This is a genomic window from Streptococcus oralis (assembly GCF_023110055.1).
Classification (GTDB): domain Bacteria; phylum Bacillota; class Bacilli; order Lactobacillales; family Streptococcaceae; genus Streptococcus; species Streptococcus oralis_BY.
Genome location: NZ_JALDVG010000001.1, coordinates 841,959 through 856,986 on the forward strand (window position 1 = coordinate 841,959; position 15,028 = coordinate 856,986).

Consider the following 15,028-nt stretch of genomic DNA (forward strand, 5'->3'; position numbering starts at 1 on the left):
TTGTGTTATAATAGAGGCATGAAAACAAATGATATTGTCTATGGCGTCCACGCCGTTACAGAAGCCCTCCTTGCAAACACTGGAAATAAACTCTACCTCCAAGATGATCTCCGAGGTAAGAATGTTGAGAAAGTCAAGGAACTGGCTGCTGAGAAAAAGGTCTCCATCTCTTGGATCTCAAAAAAATCCCTGTCTGAAATGACCGAAGGCGCTGTCCACCAAGGTTTTGTTCTACGAGTGTCCGAATTTGCCTATAGCGAGCTGGATCACATCCTTGTCAAAACACGACAAGAAGAAAATCCACTTCTGTTGATTCTGGATGGTCTAACTGACCCTCACAACTTAGGCTCTATCTTAAGGACTGCTGATGCGACCAATGTTTCAGGTGTCATCATTCCCAAGCACCGTGCTGTCGGAGTGACTCCTGTCGTTGCCAAAACGGCCACAGGTGCTATTGAGCATGTACCGATTGCGCGAGTTACCAACCTCAGTCAAACCCTAGACAAACTCAAGGCTGAAGGCTTCTGGACCTTTGGAACGGATATGAACGGTACTCCTTGCCACAAGTGGAATACAAAAGGGAAAATCGCCCTCATCATCGGAAATGAAGGAAAAGGCATCTCGAGCAACATCAAAAAACAGGTCGATGAGATGATTACCATTCCCATGAATGGACATGTTCAAAGTCTCAATGCAAGTGTTGCTGCAGCCATTCTCATGTACGAAGTTTTCCGAAACCGACTATAAAAAAAGTTTCCAATCACTTGATTGGAAACTTTTTTCTTAACTATGTTCGGTGATAAACTTGTAGGCTTCTTGACCAGCGATGGCTCCATCTCCAACTGCTGTTGTCACTTGGCGAAGATCTTTTTGGCGAACATCTCCAACTGCAAAGATACCGTCAACGGCAGTTTTCATGTGATTATCTGTCACAATCCAGCCTGCCTGGTCTTGGATATTCAATTCTTTAACAAAATCGCTAACAGGATCCAAACCAACATAGATAAAGACACCACCGAAGGCTTGTTCTGTTACTTGACCTGTTTTCACATTTTCAAATACGACAGATTCTACTCGGTTTTCACCTTTGATTTCCTTGACAACAGAATCCCAGATAAAGTTGACTTTCTCATTTGCAAAAGCACGGTCTTGCAAAACCTTTTGGGCACGAAGTTCATCTCGGCGGTGAACAATGGTAACAGTCTTGGCAAAGCGAGTTAAGAAGAGGGCTTCTTCTACCGCTGAATCTCCACCACCGACTACGAGCAAGTCTTGGTCACGGAAGAAAGCTCCATCACAGACCGCACAGTAAGAAACACCTCGACTGTTCAGTTCTTCTTCTCCGGGAACTCCCAAAAGACGGTGTTTTGACCCAGTTGCCACGATGACAGTACGGGTTTCGTAAACTTGATCATCAGTGATTACCTTCTTAAAGTCACCCTTGTCTTCAATATTTTCAACATAGCCATAAAGATGCTCCACTCCAAGGTTTTCAAGTGGTTCAAACATCTTTTCAGCCAATTCAGGTCCACTGATATTAGCATAACCTGGATAGTTTTCAATATCAGATGTGTTATTCATTTGCCCTCCTGGCAGACCACCTTCAATCAAAGCCACTTTCAGATTGCTTCGAGCAGCATATAAGGCAGCGGTCATTCCCGCAGGTCCAGCACCGACAATAATCGTATCGTACATTTCGATTCCTTCTTTCTTGTTGTAACTATCTTTATTCTAACTCATTCTTGCTAGTCACGCAAGGATTATGCCTTGAAAACCAAGAGCAAACTCATGACGGCAAAGGATAATACCGGAACGACCAAAACTCCAATCATAATCATATCATAGAGATGAGCTTGGCGAGCTTTGGCTGTCTTGTCCACACCAGACATGGCTCTCAACCCAATCCAAATCCCCAGAAAAATCACGACAAGGATGGCCGTTAAGATCAAACTCTCGAAATACAAAGAAAATAGATGCAGTAGCATGATCTCTCTCGTTTCTATCTTTTTTAAAGAGTAAACTCAGCTAGTCCAACTAACTGAGTTTTCCTTTTTTCTATTATATCAAATATAAGTCCGTTTGTAACTAGCGAAGAATTCTTTTGTTCGTTCTTCTTTCGGATGATTGATGATTTCATCCGGGGTGCCGGACTCGATGATTTTTCCTTTATCTAGGAATAAAACCTTGTCTGCCACTTGGGCTACAAAAGACATATCGTGACTGACCAAAATCATGGTCTGACCTGACTTGGCAGCATCAGCAATAGACTTTTCTACCTCACCGACCAATTCTGGGTCGAGGGCTGAAGTGGGTTCGTCCAAGAGCAAGACATCTGGTTTCATAGCAAGCGCACGCGCGAGGGCAACCCGTTGCTTTTGCCCACCTGATAAGTGGCGAGGGTAATGGTTTTCACGGTCAGAAAGACCAACCTTGGCCAACTCTTCCTTAGCGATTTTTGTTGCTTCCTCGTCCGATAATTTTTTAACGACAATCAAACCTTCCTTGACATTGTCAAGAGCAGTTCGGCGTTCAAACAAATTAAACTGTTGGAAAACCATGGACAACTTGCGACGAAGGGTTAGGATCTCTTCTTGGCTAATCTGCGAAAAATCAACTTTAAAATTGTCAATCTGAATCGTTCCACTATCTGGAGTTTCAAGGTAGTTCAAACTACGAAGAAAGGTTGATTTCCCAGCTCCAGATGAACCAATCAAAGCCACTACCTCACCTTTTTGAATATCCAAGTTCAGATGATTCAAGACTGTCTGTCCTGAAAAGGATTTGCTTAAATTCGAAATCTTAATCATTAACGAAGGTCTCCTTTCACATCTGTAGACACTGTATCCGGTGCTGAGATAGCCATTTTTCTCTCGATGAAACGGCCGAGGCTTTCAATTCCGATATTGACTACCCAATAGACAAGGGCTACGGAGATGAAACGTTCAAAATAGCGATAATCAGCTCCACCTAAAATCTGTGCTTGGGCAAAGACCTCCACAACACCTGCGCTAAAGGCTAGAGAAGTTCCCTTGGTCAAACCGATAAGGGAGTTGATCAAAGTCGGTGTCGCCACAACGGCCGCATTTGGAATAATCACACGACGATAAACTTGAGCTCGAGTCATACCCAGACTACGCGCCGCCTCAATCTCACCTGGATTAACAGAAAGGATAGCTGCACGAATCGTTTCACTTGCATAAGCCGCCTCATTAAAAGCAAAGGCCACAATCGCAAAAAGTGCCGCTGGAATCGCATTGATATTGAGACCAGTTCCCCATTGTTGGTTGATAGCTTTCAGTGCCAAAGGAATTCCGTAGTAGGTCAACATAAGTTGAACTAGGATTGGGGTACCTTTTAAGAAGCTGACGAAAAAGGCTTGCAAGGGATATAAAATCCTAACACGATTGATCTTAACAATGGCAAAAATCAGGGCAAGTAGCAAACCAAAGAGTGCACCTCCAAGCGTCAACATCAAGGTTGTAGGCAGTTGTTGGACAATCCTTGGAATTCCATCAAAGACCGAACGCAAACTAAAGAGCTTACCATCCGGAATGAGTTGCATCAAACTTTGGTACCAATCTGATGCTAAAAATGTTGTAACAGTCATAAAAACATCCTCTCCTGATAATGATTCATTCTATCATACTTCTGCTCGCAAGCAAATTATTTGCTACGGGCTACTCAGACTTTGTCTATCTTCTAGTTTATCACACTTTAAAACAGGGAGGCTATATATTTTACCTATCAAGGAGATAAATAAAAACTATCTCAAACCTAAGTTCTCATAGGGTTTTCTATAGCCGATTTGTTTAACAGCACCATTCTCCACCAAAATTGGACGTTTCAATAACATCCCATCACTCGCTAGAAGCTTGGCTGCTTCTTGTTTTGACAAACTTCCCACCTTATCTTTCAAGCCCAGTTCACGATATTTGATCCCGCTGGTATTGAAAAATTGTTTCACTTCAAAACCGGAAGTTTCCAACCAGTTTAAAATCACGTCTTCACTTGGGGTTTCTTCTACGATGTGGACATCTTGGTATTCCAGTCCAAGTTGATCTAATTCATTTTTTGCTTTCTTACAAGTTGAACATTTTGGGTATTCGATAAATTCTAACATCTTCTTTTCTTTCTATTCTTTATTTTCTTGAAATGCTGCACCTTCATGTTGCAAGAGCCAGGCTTTCTTTTCGACTCCCGATGCATAGCCTATCAAGCGATTGCCTGACCCTAGCACACGATGACAGGGAACGAGTATGGACCAAGGATTGCGCCCCACTGCTCCGCCAATTGCTTGGGCAGAAGCTACTTGCAAGTCTTGCGCTATTTGTCCATAAGTCACTGTCTGACCATAAGGAATAGCCTGTAAATAAGTCCAGACTCGCTTTTCAAAATCTGTTCCAATAGGAGCCAAAGGTAAGTCTGATAGATCCTGAACACTGCCTTCGAAATAGGTATCTAAATAGGAAATAACCTGGTCTAGGACAGGATGTTTCTTAACTACTTCTATACTATCTCCAGCGATTCCCCTCTCAAAATGAGTTTGATCCTGTACCCAAATTCCATACAGATATTGCTTGTCAGCAACTAAGGATAAGGTTCCAATTGGCGACAGATAGAGCATTTTTGCGTACTTATTCTGATTCATTTTTTTAATTTCTGATAGGCCAAACGTTCCCCATCAACTGGAACTTTACCAACCTGTTGGAAGCCTAGCTTTTCAAAGATATGCTGCATAGCCTTGTTTTCTGCATGCGTATCTGAACGAAAATCTAGATAATCAAAACCTTCAATCAAGCCTTCTAGGAAAGTCTGAGCAACACCTTGTCCTTGGACATCTGCTGCAACAGCGATACGGTGAAAGACCAGATATTCTGATTCTCCCCCCTGCCAACTCCCTTCATAAATGGCTTCATAGGATTTCTCTGGGCTCTTGGTCACAGCAGCATAAGCTAGCAGTTCTCCTTCTTCCAAGGCCACATAAGCTTGACCTGAGATGATATCATCGATAATGATGTCGGCATTTGGATAGCCATTTTGCCACTGGTCACTACCGGACTTGGCTAAGCACTTTTTAGCATCCTCCATCACCTGCATAATCGCATCTACTTCGTTTGGAAAAGCTAAACGAATCTCCATCTTTTCCCCTCATTTCTAATTATTTTCTCTCATCATAGCATAATTTAAAGCTTTCTACAAGCAGTTGAAACTTGACTTTTGTTTTTTATTATTTTATAATCTAGTTATCAAAACTAGATAAAAAGGAGTTGGAAATGAATTCTAACTTTTCCTACCCAAAATGGGAAGACATTCCAAATATTGACCTCTATCTGGATCAGGTTTTGCTTTATGTCAATCAAGTCTGTGCCCCTATCTCTCCAGATAAAGACAAGGGACTAACAGCATCCATGGTCAATAACTATGTCAAACATGGTTACCTGACAAAGCCAGACAAGAAAAAATACCAACGCAGACAGATTGCCCGTTTGATTGCCATCACCACTCTCAAGTCTGTCTTTTCGATCCAAGAAATCGCTCAGACCCTCAATACTCTGCAAACTCAAGCGAGCTCAGACCAGCTCTACGATGCTTTTGTAGACTACATGAACCATGGGATTGATCCAGAAAATCCTATTATCCAAACTAGCTGTCAAACGGTTAAACTCTATCATCAAACTCTAGACTTAATCCTTATCAAAGAAGAGGAGGAAATCCAATGAATACCAGTCTAAAGCTCAGTAAAAAACTCAGTTTTGGAGAGGAGATTGCCAATAGCGTGACCCATGCTGTGGGTGCCGTTATCATGCTCATCTTGCTCCCTATTTCATCCACCTATAGTTATGAAGCACACGGATTTTTATCATCTTTTGGTGTTTCAATCTTTGTTATCAGTCTCTTTCTCATGTTCCTCTCGTCAACCATTTACCACTCTATGGCCTATGGTTCGACCCACAAATACGTCTTGCGAATCATCGACCATTCTATGATTTATGTGGCTATCGCAGGCTCTTATACGCCGGTCGTATTGACTTTGATGAATAACTGGTTTGGCTATCTGATTATTGCCATTCAGTGGGGAACGACCATCTTTGGCATCCTCTATAAAATCTTTGCTAAAAAGGTCAATGAGAAATTCAGCCTTGCCCTTTACCTGATCATGGGCTGGTTGGTTCTGGCTATCATTCCTGCCATTATCAGTCAAACAACACCAATTTTTTGGAGTCTCATGGTAACTGGCGGACTCTGTTATACAGTTGGAGCTGGATTTTACGCTAAGAAAAAACCTTATTTCCACATGATCTGGCATCTCTTTATCTTAGCTGCGTCTGCACTTCAGTACATCGCCATTGTTTATTACATGTAAAAAAGTTGAGAATTTTTTCTCAACTTTTTTCTTTACACATATTGATAAAATACTGGTGCAAGCCAACATCATCTGTCAATTCTGGATGAAAAGAAGTTACCAGCATATTTTTTTCTTGGGCTGCAACGATTTGATCATCAACTGTTGCTAAAACTTCCACACCCTCTCCAACACTGCTGATAATCGGTCCACGGATAAAAGTCATGGGAATCTGACCAACTCCCTTACATTCTGCCTCTGTATAGAAACTTCCTAGTTGGCGCCCATAAGCATTGCGCTCAACCACTATATCCATGGTTCCAAGATGACTTTCTTCCTGAGAAGTGATTTCCTTAGCCAGCAAAATCAAACCCGCACAGGTCCCAAAAACGGGTAATCCAGATAGAATGGCTTCTCGGATGGGAAGCAGCATGTTCTGGTCGCGCAAGAGCTTGCCCATGGTTGTAGACTCACCGCCAGGTAATATCAAACCCACCAAGTCACTCTGATGTTGTTGAAAATCATGCAAATTTCTGATTTGGACACTAGCGACTCCTAGTTTATCTAGCACTTTTTCATGTTCTGCAAAGGCGCCTTGCAAGGCTAGTATTCCGATTTTCATCTATTTTCCTCGCTCAGCCATAAGAATTTGGATTTCATTCTCATTGATACCAACCATGGCTTCCCCTAGATCTTCAGAGATTTGAGCCAGAATTTGGGGATTTTGGTAGTTGGTTACGGCCTTAACAATAGCACTTGCTCGTTTAACAGGGTCGCCTGATTTGAAAATACCTGAACCAACAAAGACACCCTCTGCCCCCAATTGCATCATCAGCGCAGCATCTGCTGGTGTTGCAACACCTCCAGCTGCGAAGTTTACAACTGGCAATTTTCCATGTTCATGGACGTATTGGACCAATTCTACAGGGACTTGCAAGTCCTTGGCAGCCACATAAAGTTCATCTTCGCGTAGATTTTGAATGCGGCGAATTTCCTGATTCATCATACGCATATGGCGAACGGCTTGAACGATATCACCTGTACCCGGTTCTCCTTTTGTCCGAATCATAGAAGCTCCTTCAGCGATACGACGCAAGGCTTCACCCAAATCCTTAGCTCCACAGACAAAAGGAACTTGGAATTCTTTCTTGTCCACATGGAAACGGTCATCAGCTGGAGAAAGCACTTCACTCTCATCGATATAGTCAATCTCAATAGCCTCTAAAATCTGAGCTTCAACAAAATGCCCGATTCTGACCTTGGCCATCACTGGAATGCTGACAGCTTCTTGGATTTCCTTAATCATCTTTGGATCACTCATACGGGAAACCCCACCAGCTGCACGAATATCAGCTGGAATTCGCTCCAAGGCCATGACAGCTGTCGCACCAGCAGCCTCTGCGATACGAGCCTGTTCAGGGTTCTGCACATCCATGATAACACCGCCCTTAAGCATCTGCGCCAAGTTTTTATTTAGTTCATAACGATTTTCAGTCATTTCTTAATCCTCATCATTTGTATTGGTAGCTACTATTTCATTTTAAGCCAGATTAGAATGAAGTACAAGATAGAAAAAGGATGATTGTCTGGGTACAGTAATGTAAAAAACTATCTGACCTTAATTTAAGGCCAGATAGCTCAGCTATTGTTATTTTTCAGCTGTAAGTGCAGCCATTGTAATGTAGTTGTATGGTTTGTTGAAATGTGGCAAGAAGAATAGGTCTGTCAAAGCCAATTTATCAATGGTTACATGCTCTTGGATAGCAAGTGAGAACATGTGGATTCCCATGCTGATAGCAGAATCGTGTGAAACCATTTGCGCACCAAGGATTTCGCGGCTGTCTTTGTCAAAGACAATCTTGATGGCAACTTCGTGGTTGTCATGTTTGATAAATTCTGGTTTTTGAAGATCGTTAAATCCAGTTTCAGTTGCATTATAGCCTGCAGCTTTGGCTTTTTCAAGAGTCAAACCAGTTGAAACCATGTGAAGACCGTAGATTGAAATACCGTTTGATCCTTGAACTCCGATTCCTTCCAATTCATGTCCACAAGCGTTATAAGCACCAACGATACCAGTACGTACAGCGTTAGATGCAAGAGCGATGTAGCTTGTATCTTTACGTGCATTGTCATAAACAGTTGCACAGTCACCAACAGCGTATACACCTGGGATAGATGTTTCTTGTTTCTTATCTACAAGGAAGGCACCATTGCGGAAGAGTTCAATCTTACCGTCAGCAAGAGCTGTATTTGGACGGAAACCAACAGCAAGAACCACCATATCTACATCAAATGTTTCTTTGTCTGTTACCAAGCGTTCAACTTTACCATCACCTTGGATGGCTTTAACTGTTTGACCAAGAGCCAAGCGGATGTTGTGGTCTTCCAAGTTCTTCGCCATCATTTGAGTGAAGTCTTTGTCATAGTAGCCGTTCAAGACAGTGTCTACGATATCGACAAGCACTACTTCTTTTCCAAGACGCTCGAAAGCTTCGGCAAGTTCTACACCGATGTAACCACCACCAACAACGGCAATGCGCTCAAGGTGTTTGCTCTTGTCTTCAAGTTTTTCAATAACTTCTTCAGCGTTCTGGTACAATTTAACAAATTGTACATTTTCAAGAGTCGCTTTGAATTCGCGGTTGCCCTTAACGATTTCAACACCTTCGATTGGAGGCAAGATTGGAGTTGAACCAGTTGCAAAGATCAATTTATCATAAGACTCTTTGTGCTCTTTTCCTTCAACTTCTGCAGTCACAACTTTGTTATCGTAGTCAATTGAAAGAACTGGTGAGTTCATGTAAACTTTAGCACCTTTTGCTTCCAATTTTTCTTTATCAGAGTAGAAGAGGCCTTCTGGGCCATCAATTTGTTCCCCGATCCAAAGCGCCATTCCACAACCAAGGAATGAAATATTTGAGTTTTGGTCAAACACTACGATTTCGTTCTCATGTCCGAAGTTGTCCAACATGGTATTAATACAAGCTGTACCAGCGTGGTTAGCACCAACTACAACAATTTTACTCATAGAAAAATTCCTACCTTTAATTTTTGATTTACCTTCCTAGTATATCATTTACTGTTAGCGTTTACAAGGCATTTGCTCAGAATTCTCTTTTTTTCAGAAAAAAATACACTTAACATTGATAAATCTAATTTTTCTATCGTTTTCATATTAATTTTGAGCATATTTCTTGACTTTTTGTCAAAATTCATTTGTGAAAACGCTGACTTTATGATATGCTAGATACATGGAGAGAAAATGTAAGGGGTTTAATTTTTCTTTAACGACCTTATATTGAATGATTTCCTATAAAGAGAAAGGAGCTGGTAGCTTGCCTCTTCATTCACGTTCTGAACGGCTAATGGGAACAACTATCACGATTTCATTAGTAGATGAACAGGCTGATTGCCTACTTCAAGGAGCCTTTGATTTGCTCAAGGAACTCGAATACCGTTTTAACGCCAATAGTCAAGAATCCGAACTGATGGAAATCAACTACCAGGCTGGAATTGCACCTGTTAAGGTTCATCCTGACCTATTTGAACTGATTGCTCTTGGACTGGAGCATAGCCTAGCTCCATCTAGCCATCTCAATATCAGTATTGGTCCCTTGATTCAAACCTGGCGAATCGGATTTGCAGATGCACGGCTTCCAGACTCTAAAGAAATCGAAGCTGTCTTGCCTCTAGTTGACCCGCATTTTATCAAGTTGGATCCGACTAGCTCTACTGTCTTTTTAGAGAAGAAAGGAATGAAGCTTGATTTAGGTTGTTTAGCTAAGGGCTATAGTGCAGATAAGGTTGCCCAGTATTTAAAAGCACACGGTGTCACCTCTGCCTTGATCAATCTCGGAGGAAATATCCTCACCATCGGGAATAACCAAGCCAAAGAAGGGAAAGCCTGGCAGATTGGGATTCAAGATCCGCGAAATCCTCGTGGCAATCATCTCCTAACCATTCCTGCTTCTAACAAATCCGTTGTCACTTCAGGTATCTATGAACGCCACCTGACAGTAGATGGAAAAGACTATCACCATATCTTTGATAGTAAGACAGGATTCCCTGTCGAAACCGATCTCGCTAGCCTAACGATTATCTCTGATAAATCCGTTGATGGTGAGATATGGACAACACGCCTTTTCGGAGAGCGAAGCGCTTCTATCCTCTGGCAAGTCGAAAGTATAGATGGTATTGAAGCCATCCTCATCGACAAAGAAGGACGCCTTGCTTGTTCTTCAGGCCTTCAAAATTGTATTATGTAAAAAGAGAAAGGAAATCTCATGCTAAAACTTATTGCCATTGTTGGAACGAACTCTAAACGTTCTACAAACCGCCAATTGCTCCAATACATGCAAAAACACTTTGCTGATAAAGCTGAAATTGAACTCGTTGAAATCAAGGATATCCCTGTTTTCAACAAACCAGCAGATAAGCAACTTCCTGCTGACATTCTTGAAATTGCAGCTAAAATTGAAGCATCCGATGGTGTCATCATCGGTACCCCTGAGTACGACCACTCTATCCCTGCAGTTTTGATGAGCGCTCTTGCTTGGCTATCTTATGGTATCTACCCACTTTTGAACAAACCAATCATGATTACTGGTGCTTCATACGGTACACTTGGTTCATCTCGTGCCCAATTGCAACTTCGTCAAATTTTGAACGCTCCTGAAATTAAGGCAAATGTTCTACCAGATGAATTCTTGCTTTCTCACTCTCTTCAATCATTTAACCCAAGTGGTGACTTGGTTGACCTTGATGTTATCAAGAAATTGGATGCCATCTTTGATGACTTCCGTATCTTTGTGAAGATTACTGAGAAATTGCGCAATGCACAAGAATTGCTTCGCAAAGATGCTGAAGAATTCGACTGGGAAAATTTGTAAGATAGGAGACCGAAAGAATGAAATTTGTTGGACTTGTTGGATCAAACTACGATCAATCATATAACCGCAAACTCTTGGAATTTATCCGTCGTAATTTTAAATTCAAATTTGAATTAGAAGTCCTTGAAATCGACGAAGTTCCAATGTTTAACCAAGACGAAAAATGGGACGAAAGCTTCCAATTGCGATTCTTGTACAACAAGATTACACGTGCTGATGGTGTCATTATCGCCACTCCTGAGCACAACCACACTATCTCAGCTTCTCTCAAATCTGTTCTTGAATGGCTTTCATACGAAGTTCATCCATTTGAAAACAAACCTGTTATGATTGTGGGTGCATCATACTACGACCAAGGAACTTCACGTGCCCAAGTTCACCTTCGTAAGATCCTTGACGCTCCAGGTGTCAATGCCTACACATTACCAGGTAATGAATTCCTTCTTGGTAAAGCCAAAGAAGCTTTTGATAACAATGGAAACATCACCAACGAAGGAACTGTTAAATTCCTTGAAACTTGCTTAGATAACTTTGTTAAATACGTAGGAGTCGTTTCGAAATTGAAAAAACCAAAACCAATCGAACCAGAAGACTTGGATTGTGGAAAACCAATTGCTACAACCATTACAGAAGTTGATCCTGACGATCCAGAATGGGTAGAAAAAGTTGCAGCAATCACTGGTGCTGTTTCTGGTGATACCTATGTCAAATTGGACCACGGTATCCTGACAGTTAACCAAATTGATATGTTCTTGAAAGCTATGCCATTTGAATTGACATACGCTGACGACAACAACCAATTCCTCTACTATAACAACGCTCACCAAGATCCAGACACCATGTTTGCTAAACGTGTACCACCTCAATCAGGTAGCCGTATGTCGACTGTTCATGGTTCTCTTCCACCAGCACGTATGAAGAATGTAGAGTGGGTTATCGGAACACTTCGCAACGGAAACCAAGAATACGTCCGTACGATCGTTCCAGGTTCTCCTGCAGGTGTCATCAACACACACAACTACCAAGCAATGTACTATCCTGATGGATCATACGCTGGAATCAATGAAATCGTCTTTAACTTCCAACCATGGCTTGACTGGTACCTAAAAGAGACTGGTCAACGTTTGGTGGGTGGTAGCGGACCATTTGCTCCTGCAGCTGGAGGTCATGGAGACGCCGATGCTACTTCTGGTGCTTCTGATTCAGGTGATGCTGGAGGCCACGGTGGTGACGCTGATGCTACTTCTGGTGCAAGCAACTAAGAAACCAAAAAGGAGCCATTTGGCTCCTTCTTTTTTATTGCAAAAGAAAAGGGGCTTGTAAATCATCTACAAACCCCTTACATTTTATGAGTTAGGATCATCTATACTACGGCCGTGTAACCCTTTTTCACGTTGTACTTGGCGTAGTTTTTCTGGTGTGACATCATTTCCTTCCTCGTCCACAATTTTAATTCCTTCAATGTGGTGACGAACAGAGCGACGATAGCCTTCGATGTACTCCTCACGAAGTTTAGCTTGTTCCACTTTTTCAGCAGAAGTTAAGCCTTCTGTTTTTTTCTTTTTGGCAAGCTCGTTGATGCGAGCGATTTTTTTCGGATCCATTTCTTCTCCTTTGTGATAAGATACAGTCCGTTTGACTGAGTTTATTTAGTATTGATTTGGTTAAAACGTGCGAGCTTAGCTGCTTTCTTGGTTAGTTGCGACAAGATTGCCAAACGATTTTGTCGAACAGTCTGATCTTCAGCCATTACCATGGTATTTTCAAAGAAAGCATCAATAACTGGGCTAAGCGCAAAGAGTTGTTCTAATTGCTGACTTACAGTCCCTGACAAAACAAGTGATTCTACGGCTTCTGCCAAGGCTTTCTCTTCTTCATTCTCAAAGAGAGCAGGATCAACAGTATCAGTTCCTTCGGCTTTTTCAGCCAAGTTGAAAGCACGAGAGAGGGATTCGACAGATGGTTTGAAGTCTTCTTTCTTACTTGCTTCGACAAGAGCACTTGCTACTTCCAGCATATCTGCCACAACAAAGTTTGAACTTGCAAGAACTGCTTCCTTGATATCTTTTGGAGTAGAACCCATCATCTTATCAACACGAGCCTTGATAAAGTCCATGACTTCTGCTTTATTTGCATAAGTCAAGCTATCAAATTTCAAACTGTAAAGGCTATCGATCAGCTCATCCATAGCAATGTGCCAACCAAAGGCATCCAAGATACGAACCACACCTTGGGTCGCACGACGAAGGGCATAAGGGTCATTAGAACCTGATGGAATCAAACCTACTGAGAAGAAACTCAAAATCGTATCCAATTTGTCTGCAATGGCTAGAATGGCTCCTACCTTACTCTCTGGAAGTTCGCCTTCGGCAGCTGTCGGCATGTAGTGTTCACGAATAGCAGCTGCAACTGCTGGAGTTTCACCAGCAAGAAGGGCATATTTTTCACCCATAATACCTTGGAGCTCATCAAACTCACCAACCATACCCGTCAACAAGTCAAACTTGTAAATAGCTGCTGCACGAGCTAGGTCAACTGTTTCATCCACTGACAAACCAGCTTTTTCTGCCAAGAGAATGGCAATCTGCCCTGTACGAATCATGTGTTCACGAAGGGAACCAATCTTTTCGTGGAAGGTGACATTGTTTAATTTTTCGACAAGGTCAGAAATGACCAATTTTTGGTCTTCACGCCAGAAGAATTCTCCGTCTTCCAAGCGGGCTACCAAGACTTTTTCATTTCCTTTGATGACATTTTCCAAATGCTCTGCGTTTCCGTTACGAACTGAAATGAAGTTTGGTAGAAGTTTACCGTCTTGATCACGAACAACAAAGTAACGTTGGTGTTCTTTCATCGAAGTCACCAAGACTTCTTCTGGAACTTCAAGGTATTTGGCATCAAAACTTCCCATAAAGGCAGTTGGGTATTCAACCAAGTTCAAGACTTCGTTCAGCAAGTCAGCATCAATTTCGATACGTACGTCATGTTCAGCTTCGATTGCCTTTATTTGGTCAACAATCATTTGCTCACGTTCACGAGGATCCGCAATTACAAACTGCTTACGAAGATCTTCTTCATAGCTCAATGCTGACTGAATCTTAGTTTCTTGTCCCAAGAAACGATGGCCACGGCTCACACGACCGCCCTTGATATCAAGGAAATCCAAGTCAAATTCTTCTTCATCTAAAAGAACAGTTAAAGTGTGTACAGGGCGGATATATTCAAAGGTGTTATTAGCCCAGTGCATGCTGACAGGGAAAGTTAGTGACTTCAAGACGTCTACTACACCTGGAACAATGGCTTCAACTGGTTGCCCCACTTCTTCCTTGGTAACATAGACATATTCTTCACCTTTGATTTCACGGAATTCAATATCTTCAACTGTCAAGCCTTTCCCACGGACAAATCCTTGAGCTGCTTTGGTGAAGTTTCCAGCACTATCCAAGGCAATTTTCTTTGCTGGACCCTTGAAATCTTCTGTCAAATCAGATTGCTTGTCTGCAAGCCCAGTCACACGAACAGCCAAACGACGTGGTGTTGAGAAGGTTTGAATGGCTTCAAAGGAAAGACGATTTTCTTTGAGGAAGGCTGCCATTTTTTCACCTAGTTGTTTTTCACTTGGAGTTACCACATAGGCTGGTAACTCTTCAAGACCGAGTTCTACTAATAAGTTTTTTGTCATGTTTTTTCCTTTACATTTTCTTCAATCTTTTTTGATATGCCCCTTAGGTACTGGGGATGTCGCTAACTAACTTTTGTGAGTCTGTAAGGAAATCTTATACCAAATAAACTAAGA

The 15,028-nt window shown here is 41.9% G+C and carries 18 protein-coding genes; 6 read left to right on the top strand and 12 right to left on the bottom strand.

Annotated elements, in window-relative coordinates; translation table 11 throughout:
- Positions 1 to 18 precede the first annotated feature (18 nt).
- Positions 19 to 747 (top strand): 23S rRNA (guanosine(2251)-2'-O)-methyltransferase RlmB, encoded by a 729-nt coding sequence (rlmB, locus tag M1G01_RS04090; protein WP_084860118.1) that lies wholly within the window; start codon positions 19 to 21, stop codon positions 745 to 747.
- Between the two features lie 36 nt (positions 748 to 783).
- On the opposite strand, the gene trxB is transcribed toward rlmB, so the two are convergent.
- The 7 genes from trxB to M1G01_RS04125 form a co-directional block, all read right to left on the bottom strand.
- Positions 784 to 1,695 carry a thioredoxin-disulfide reductase gene (gene trxB, locus M1G01_RS04095; RefSeq protein WP_247931231.1) on the bottom strand — a complete coding sequence of 304 codons (912 nt, stop codon included), beginning with the start codon at positions 1,693 to 1,695 and terminating at the stop codon, positions 784 to 786.
- A 65-nt stretch (positions 1,696 to 1,760) separates the two neighbouring features.
- Positions 1,761 to 1,985, bottom strand: a complete 225-nt coding sequence (locus tag M1G01_RS04100; RefSeq protein ID WP_042767743.1) for a DUF4059 family protein — start codon at positions 1,983 to 1,985, stop codon at positions 1,761 to 1,763.
- A gap of 78 nt (positions 1,986 to 2,063) precedes the next feature.
- The gene (locus tag M1G01_RS04105) at positions 2,064 to 2,807 is read right to left on the bottom strand and encodes an amino acid ABC transporter ATP-binding protein (protein WP_125397927.1); all 744 of its coding nucleotides are present in this window, start codon (positions 2,805 to 2,807) and stop codon (positions 2,064 to 2,066) included.
- Positions 2,807 to 3,607, bottom strand: a complete 801-nt coding sequence (locus tag M1G01_RS04110) for an amino acid ABC transporter permease (protein ID WP_033584997.1) — start codon at positions 3,605 to 3,607, stop codon at positions 2,807 to 2,809. The genes M1G01_RS04105 and M1G01_RS04110 overlap by 1 nt, the downstream gene beginning before the upstream one ends.
- Before the next feature lie 156 nt (positions 3,608 to 3,763).
- Positions 3,764 to 4,120 carry an arsenate reductase family protein gene (locus M1G01_RS04115; RefSeq protein WP_042902495.1) on the bottom strand — a complete coding sequence of 119 codons (357 nt, stop codon included), beginning with the start codon at positions 4,118 to 4,120 and terminating at the stop codon, positions 3,764 to 3,766.
- Positions 4,121 to 4,132: 12 nt separating this feature from the next.
- The gene (locus M1G01_RS04120) at positions 4,133 to 4,648 is read right to left on the bottom strand and encodes a methylated-DNA--[protein]-cysteine S-methyltransferase (protein WP_247931232.1); all 516 of its coding nucleotides are present in this window, start codon (positions 4,646 to 4,648) and stop codon (positions 4,133 to 4,135) included.
- Positions 4,645 to 5,139: a GNAT family N-acetyltransferase gene (locus tag M1G01_RS04125; RefSeq protein WP_247931233.1), complete on the bottom strand. Its 495-nt coding sequence runs from the start codon at positions 5,137 to 5,139 to the stop codon at positions 4,645 to 4,647. Before M1G01_RS04125 ends, M1G01_RS04120 begins: the two co-directional genes overlap by 4 nt.
- Positions 5,140 to 5,273: 134 nt before the next feature.
- Here M1G01_RS04125 and M1G01_RS04130 point away from each other — a divergent pair, with 134 nt between their 5' ends.
- Entirely contained in the window at positions 5,274 to 5,720 is a 447-nt protein-coding gene (locus M1G01_RS04130) for a DUF1836 domain-containing protein (RefSeq protein WP_049550340.1), read from the top strand.
- Complete coding sequence (gene trhA / locus M1G01_RS04135; protein WP_001097972.1) at positions 5,717 to 6,364, top strand: PAQR family membrane homeostasis protein TrhA; 648 nt, start codon at positions 5,717 to 5,719, stop codon at positions 6,362 to 6,364. Before M1G01_RS04130 ends, trhA begins: the two co-directional genes overlap by 4 nt.
- Positions 6,365 to 6,383: 19 nt before the next feature.
- Here trhA and pdxT read toward each other — a convergent pair whose 3' ends face one another.
- The 3 genes from pdxT to nox all read right to left on the bottom strand — a co-directional run bounded on the left by pdxT (position 6,384) and on the right by nox (position 9,371).
- Positions 6,384 to 6,965 carry a pyridoxal 5'-phosphate synthase glutaminase subunit PdxT gene (gene pdxT / locus M1G01_RS04140; RefSeq protein WP_180833072.1) on the bottom strand — a complete coding sequence of 194 codons (582 nt, stop codon included), beginning with the start codon at positions 6,963 to 6,965 and terminating at the stop codon, positions 6,384 to 6,386.
- The gene (gene pdxS / locus M1G01_RS04145; RefSeq protein ID WP_180833071.1) at positions 6,966 to 7,841 is read right to left on the bottom strand and encodes a pyridoxal 5'-phosphate synthase lyase subunit PdxS; all 876 of its coding nucleotides are present in this window, start codon (positions 7,839 to 7,841) and stop codon (positions 6,966 to 6,968) included.
- A gap of 150 nt (positions 7,842 to 7,991) precedes the next feature.
- Positions 7,992 to 9,371: a H2O-forming NADH oxidase gene (nox, locus tag M1G01_RS04150; RefSeq protein WP_000036762.1), complete on the bottom strand. Its 1,380-nt coding sequence runs from the start codon at positions 9,369 to 9,371 to the stop codon at positions 7,992 to 7,994.
- A gap of 307 nt (positions 9,372 to 9,678) precedes the next feature.
- Between nox and M1G01_RS04155 the strand changes: the two genes are divergently transcribed.
- The 3 genes from M1G01_RS04155 to M1G01_RS04165 are packed head-to-tail and all read left to right on the top strand — an operon-like array spanning position 9,679 to position 12,494.
- Positions 9,679 to 10,608 (top strand): FAD:protein FMN transferase, encoded by a 930-nt coding sequence (locus M1G01_RS04155; protein WP_282184869.1) that lies wholly within the window; start codon positions 9,679 to 9,681, stop codon positions 10,606 to 10,608.
- Positions 10,609 to 10,626: 18 nt separating this feature from the next.
- A complete protein-coding gene (locus tag M1G01_RS04160) occupies positions 10,627 to 11,232 on the top strand; it encodes an NADPH-dependent FMN reductase (protein ID WP_000915932.1) in 606 nt (201 codons plus the stop codon).
- A gap of 17 nt (positions 11,233 to 11,249) precedes the next feature.
- The gene (locus M1G01_RS04165) at positions 11,250 to 12,494 is read left to right on the top strand and encodes an NAD(P)H-dependent oxidoreductase (RefSeq protein ID WP_000673672.1); all 1,245 of its coding nucleotides are present in this window, start codon (positions 11,250 to 11,252) and stop codon (positions 12,492 to 12,494) included.
- Positions 12,495 to 12,578: 84 nt separating this feature from the next.
- Here M1G01_RS04165 and M1G01_RS04170 read toward each other — a convergent pair whose 3' ends face one another.
- A complete protein-coding gene (locus tag M1G01_RS04170) occupies positions 12,579 to 12,836 on the bottom strand; it encodes a DUF896 family protein (RefSeq protein ID WP_000371290.1) in 258 nt (85 codons plus the stop codon).
- A 41-nt stretch (positions 12,837 to 12,877) separates the two neighbouring features.
- Positions 12,878 to 14,914 (bottom strand): glycine--tRNA ligase subunit beta, encoded by a 2,037-nt coding sequence (gene glyS, locus M1G01_RS04175; RefSeq protein WP_247931235.1) that lies wholly within the window; start codon positions 14,912 to 14,914, stop codon positions 12,878 to 12,880.
- Positions 14,915 to 15,028: the final 114 nt, after the last annotated feature.

Bases quoted from the DNA above. Each gene is read 5' to 3' on its own strand.
- nox (WP_000036762.1), bottom strand. From the start codon at position 9,371: ATGAGTAAAATTGTTGTAGTTGGTGCTAACCACGCTGGTACAGCTTGT.
- M1G01_RS04120 (WP_247931232.1), bottom strand. From the start codon at position 4,648: ATGAATCAGAATAAGTACGCAAAAATGCTCTATCTGTCGCCAATTGGA.
- M1G01_RS04160 (WP_000915932.1), top strand. From the start codon at position 10,627: ATGCTAAAACTTATTGCCATTGTTGGAACGAACTCTAAACGTTCTACA.
- M1G01_RS04125 (WP_247931233.1), bottom strand. From the start codon at position 5,139: ATGGAGATTCGTTTAGCTTTTCCAAACGAAGTAGATGCGATTATGCAG.
- M1G01_RS04100 (WP_042767743.1), bottom strand. From the start codon at position 1,985: ATGCTACTGCATCTATTTTCTTTGTATTTCGAGAGTTTGATCTTAACG.
- trxB (WP_247931231.1), bottom strand. From the start codon at position 1,695: ATGTACGATACGATTATTGTCGGTGCTGGACCTGCGGGAATGACCGCT.
- M1G01_RS04115 (WP_042902495.1), bottom strand. From the start codon at position 4,120: ATGTTAGAATTTATCGAATACCCAAAATGTTCAACTTGTAAGAAAGCA.
- M1G01_RS04170 (WP_000371290.1), bottom strand. From the start codon at position 12,836: ATGGATCCGAAAAAAATCGCTCGCATCAACGAGCTTGCCAAAAAGAAA.
- rlmB (WP_084860118.1), top strand. From the start codon at position 19: ATGAAAACAAATGATATTGTCTATGGCGTCCACGCCGTTACAGAAGCC.
- glyS (WP_247931235.1), bottom strand. From the start codon at position 14,914: ATGACAAAAAACTTATTAGTAGAACTCGGTCTTGAAGAGTTACCAGCC.
- M1G01_RS04105 (WP_125397927.1), bottom strand. From the start codon at position 2,807: ATGATTAAGATTTCGAATTTAAGCAAATCCTTTTCAGGACAGACAGTC.
- trhA (WP_001097972.1), top strand. From the start codon at position 5,717: ATGAATACCAGTCTAAAGCTCAGTAAAAAACTCAGTTTTGGAGAGGAG.
- M1G01_RS04165 (WP_000673672.1), top strand. From the start codon at position 11,250: ATGAAATTTGTTGGACTTGTTGGATCAAACTACGATCAATCATATAAC.
- pdxS (WP_180833071.1), bottom strand. From the start codon at position 7,841: ATGACTGAAAATCGTTATGAACTAAATAAAAACTTGGCGCAGATGCTT.
- M1G01_RS04110 (WP_033584997.1), bottom strand. From the start codon at position 3,607: ATGACTGTTACAACATTTTTAGCATCAGATTGGTACCAAAGTTTGATG.
- pdxT (WP_180833072.1), bottom strand. From the start codon at position 6,965: ATGAAAATCGGAATACTAGCCTTGCAAGGCGCCTTTGCAGAACATGAA.
- M1G01_RS04130 (WP_049550340.1), top strand. From the start codon at position 5,274: ATGAATTCTAACTTTTCCTACCCAAAATGGGAAGACATTCCAAATATT.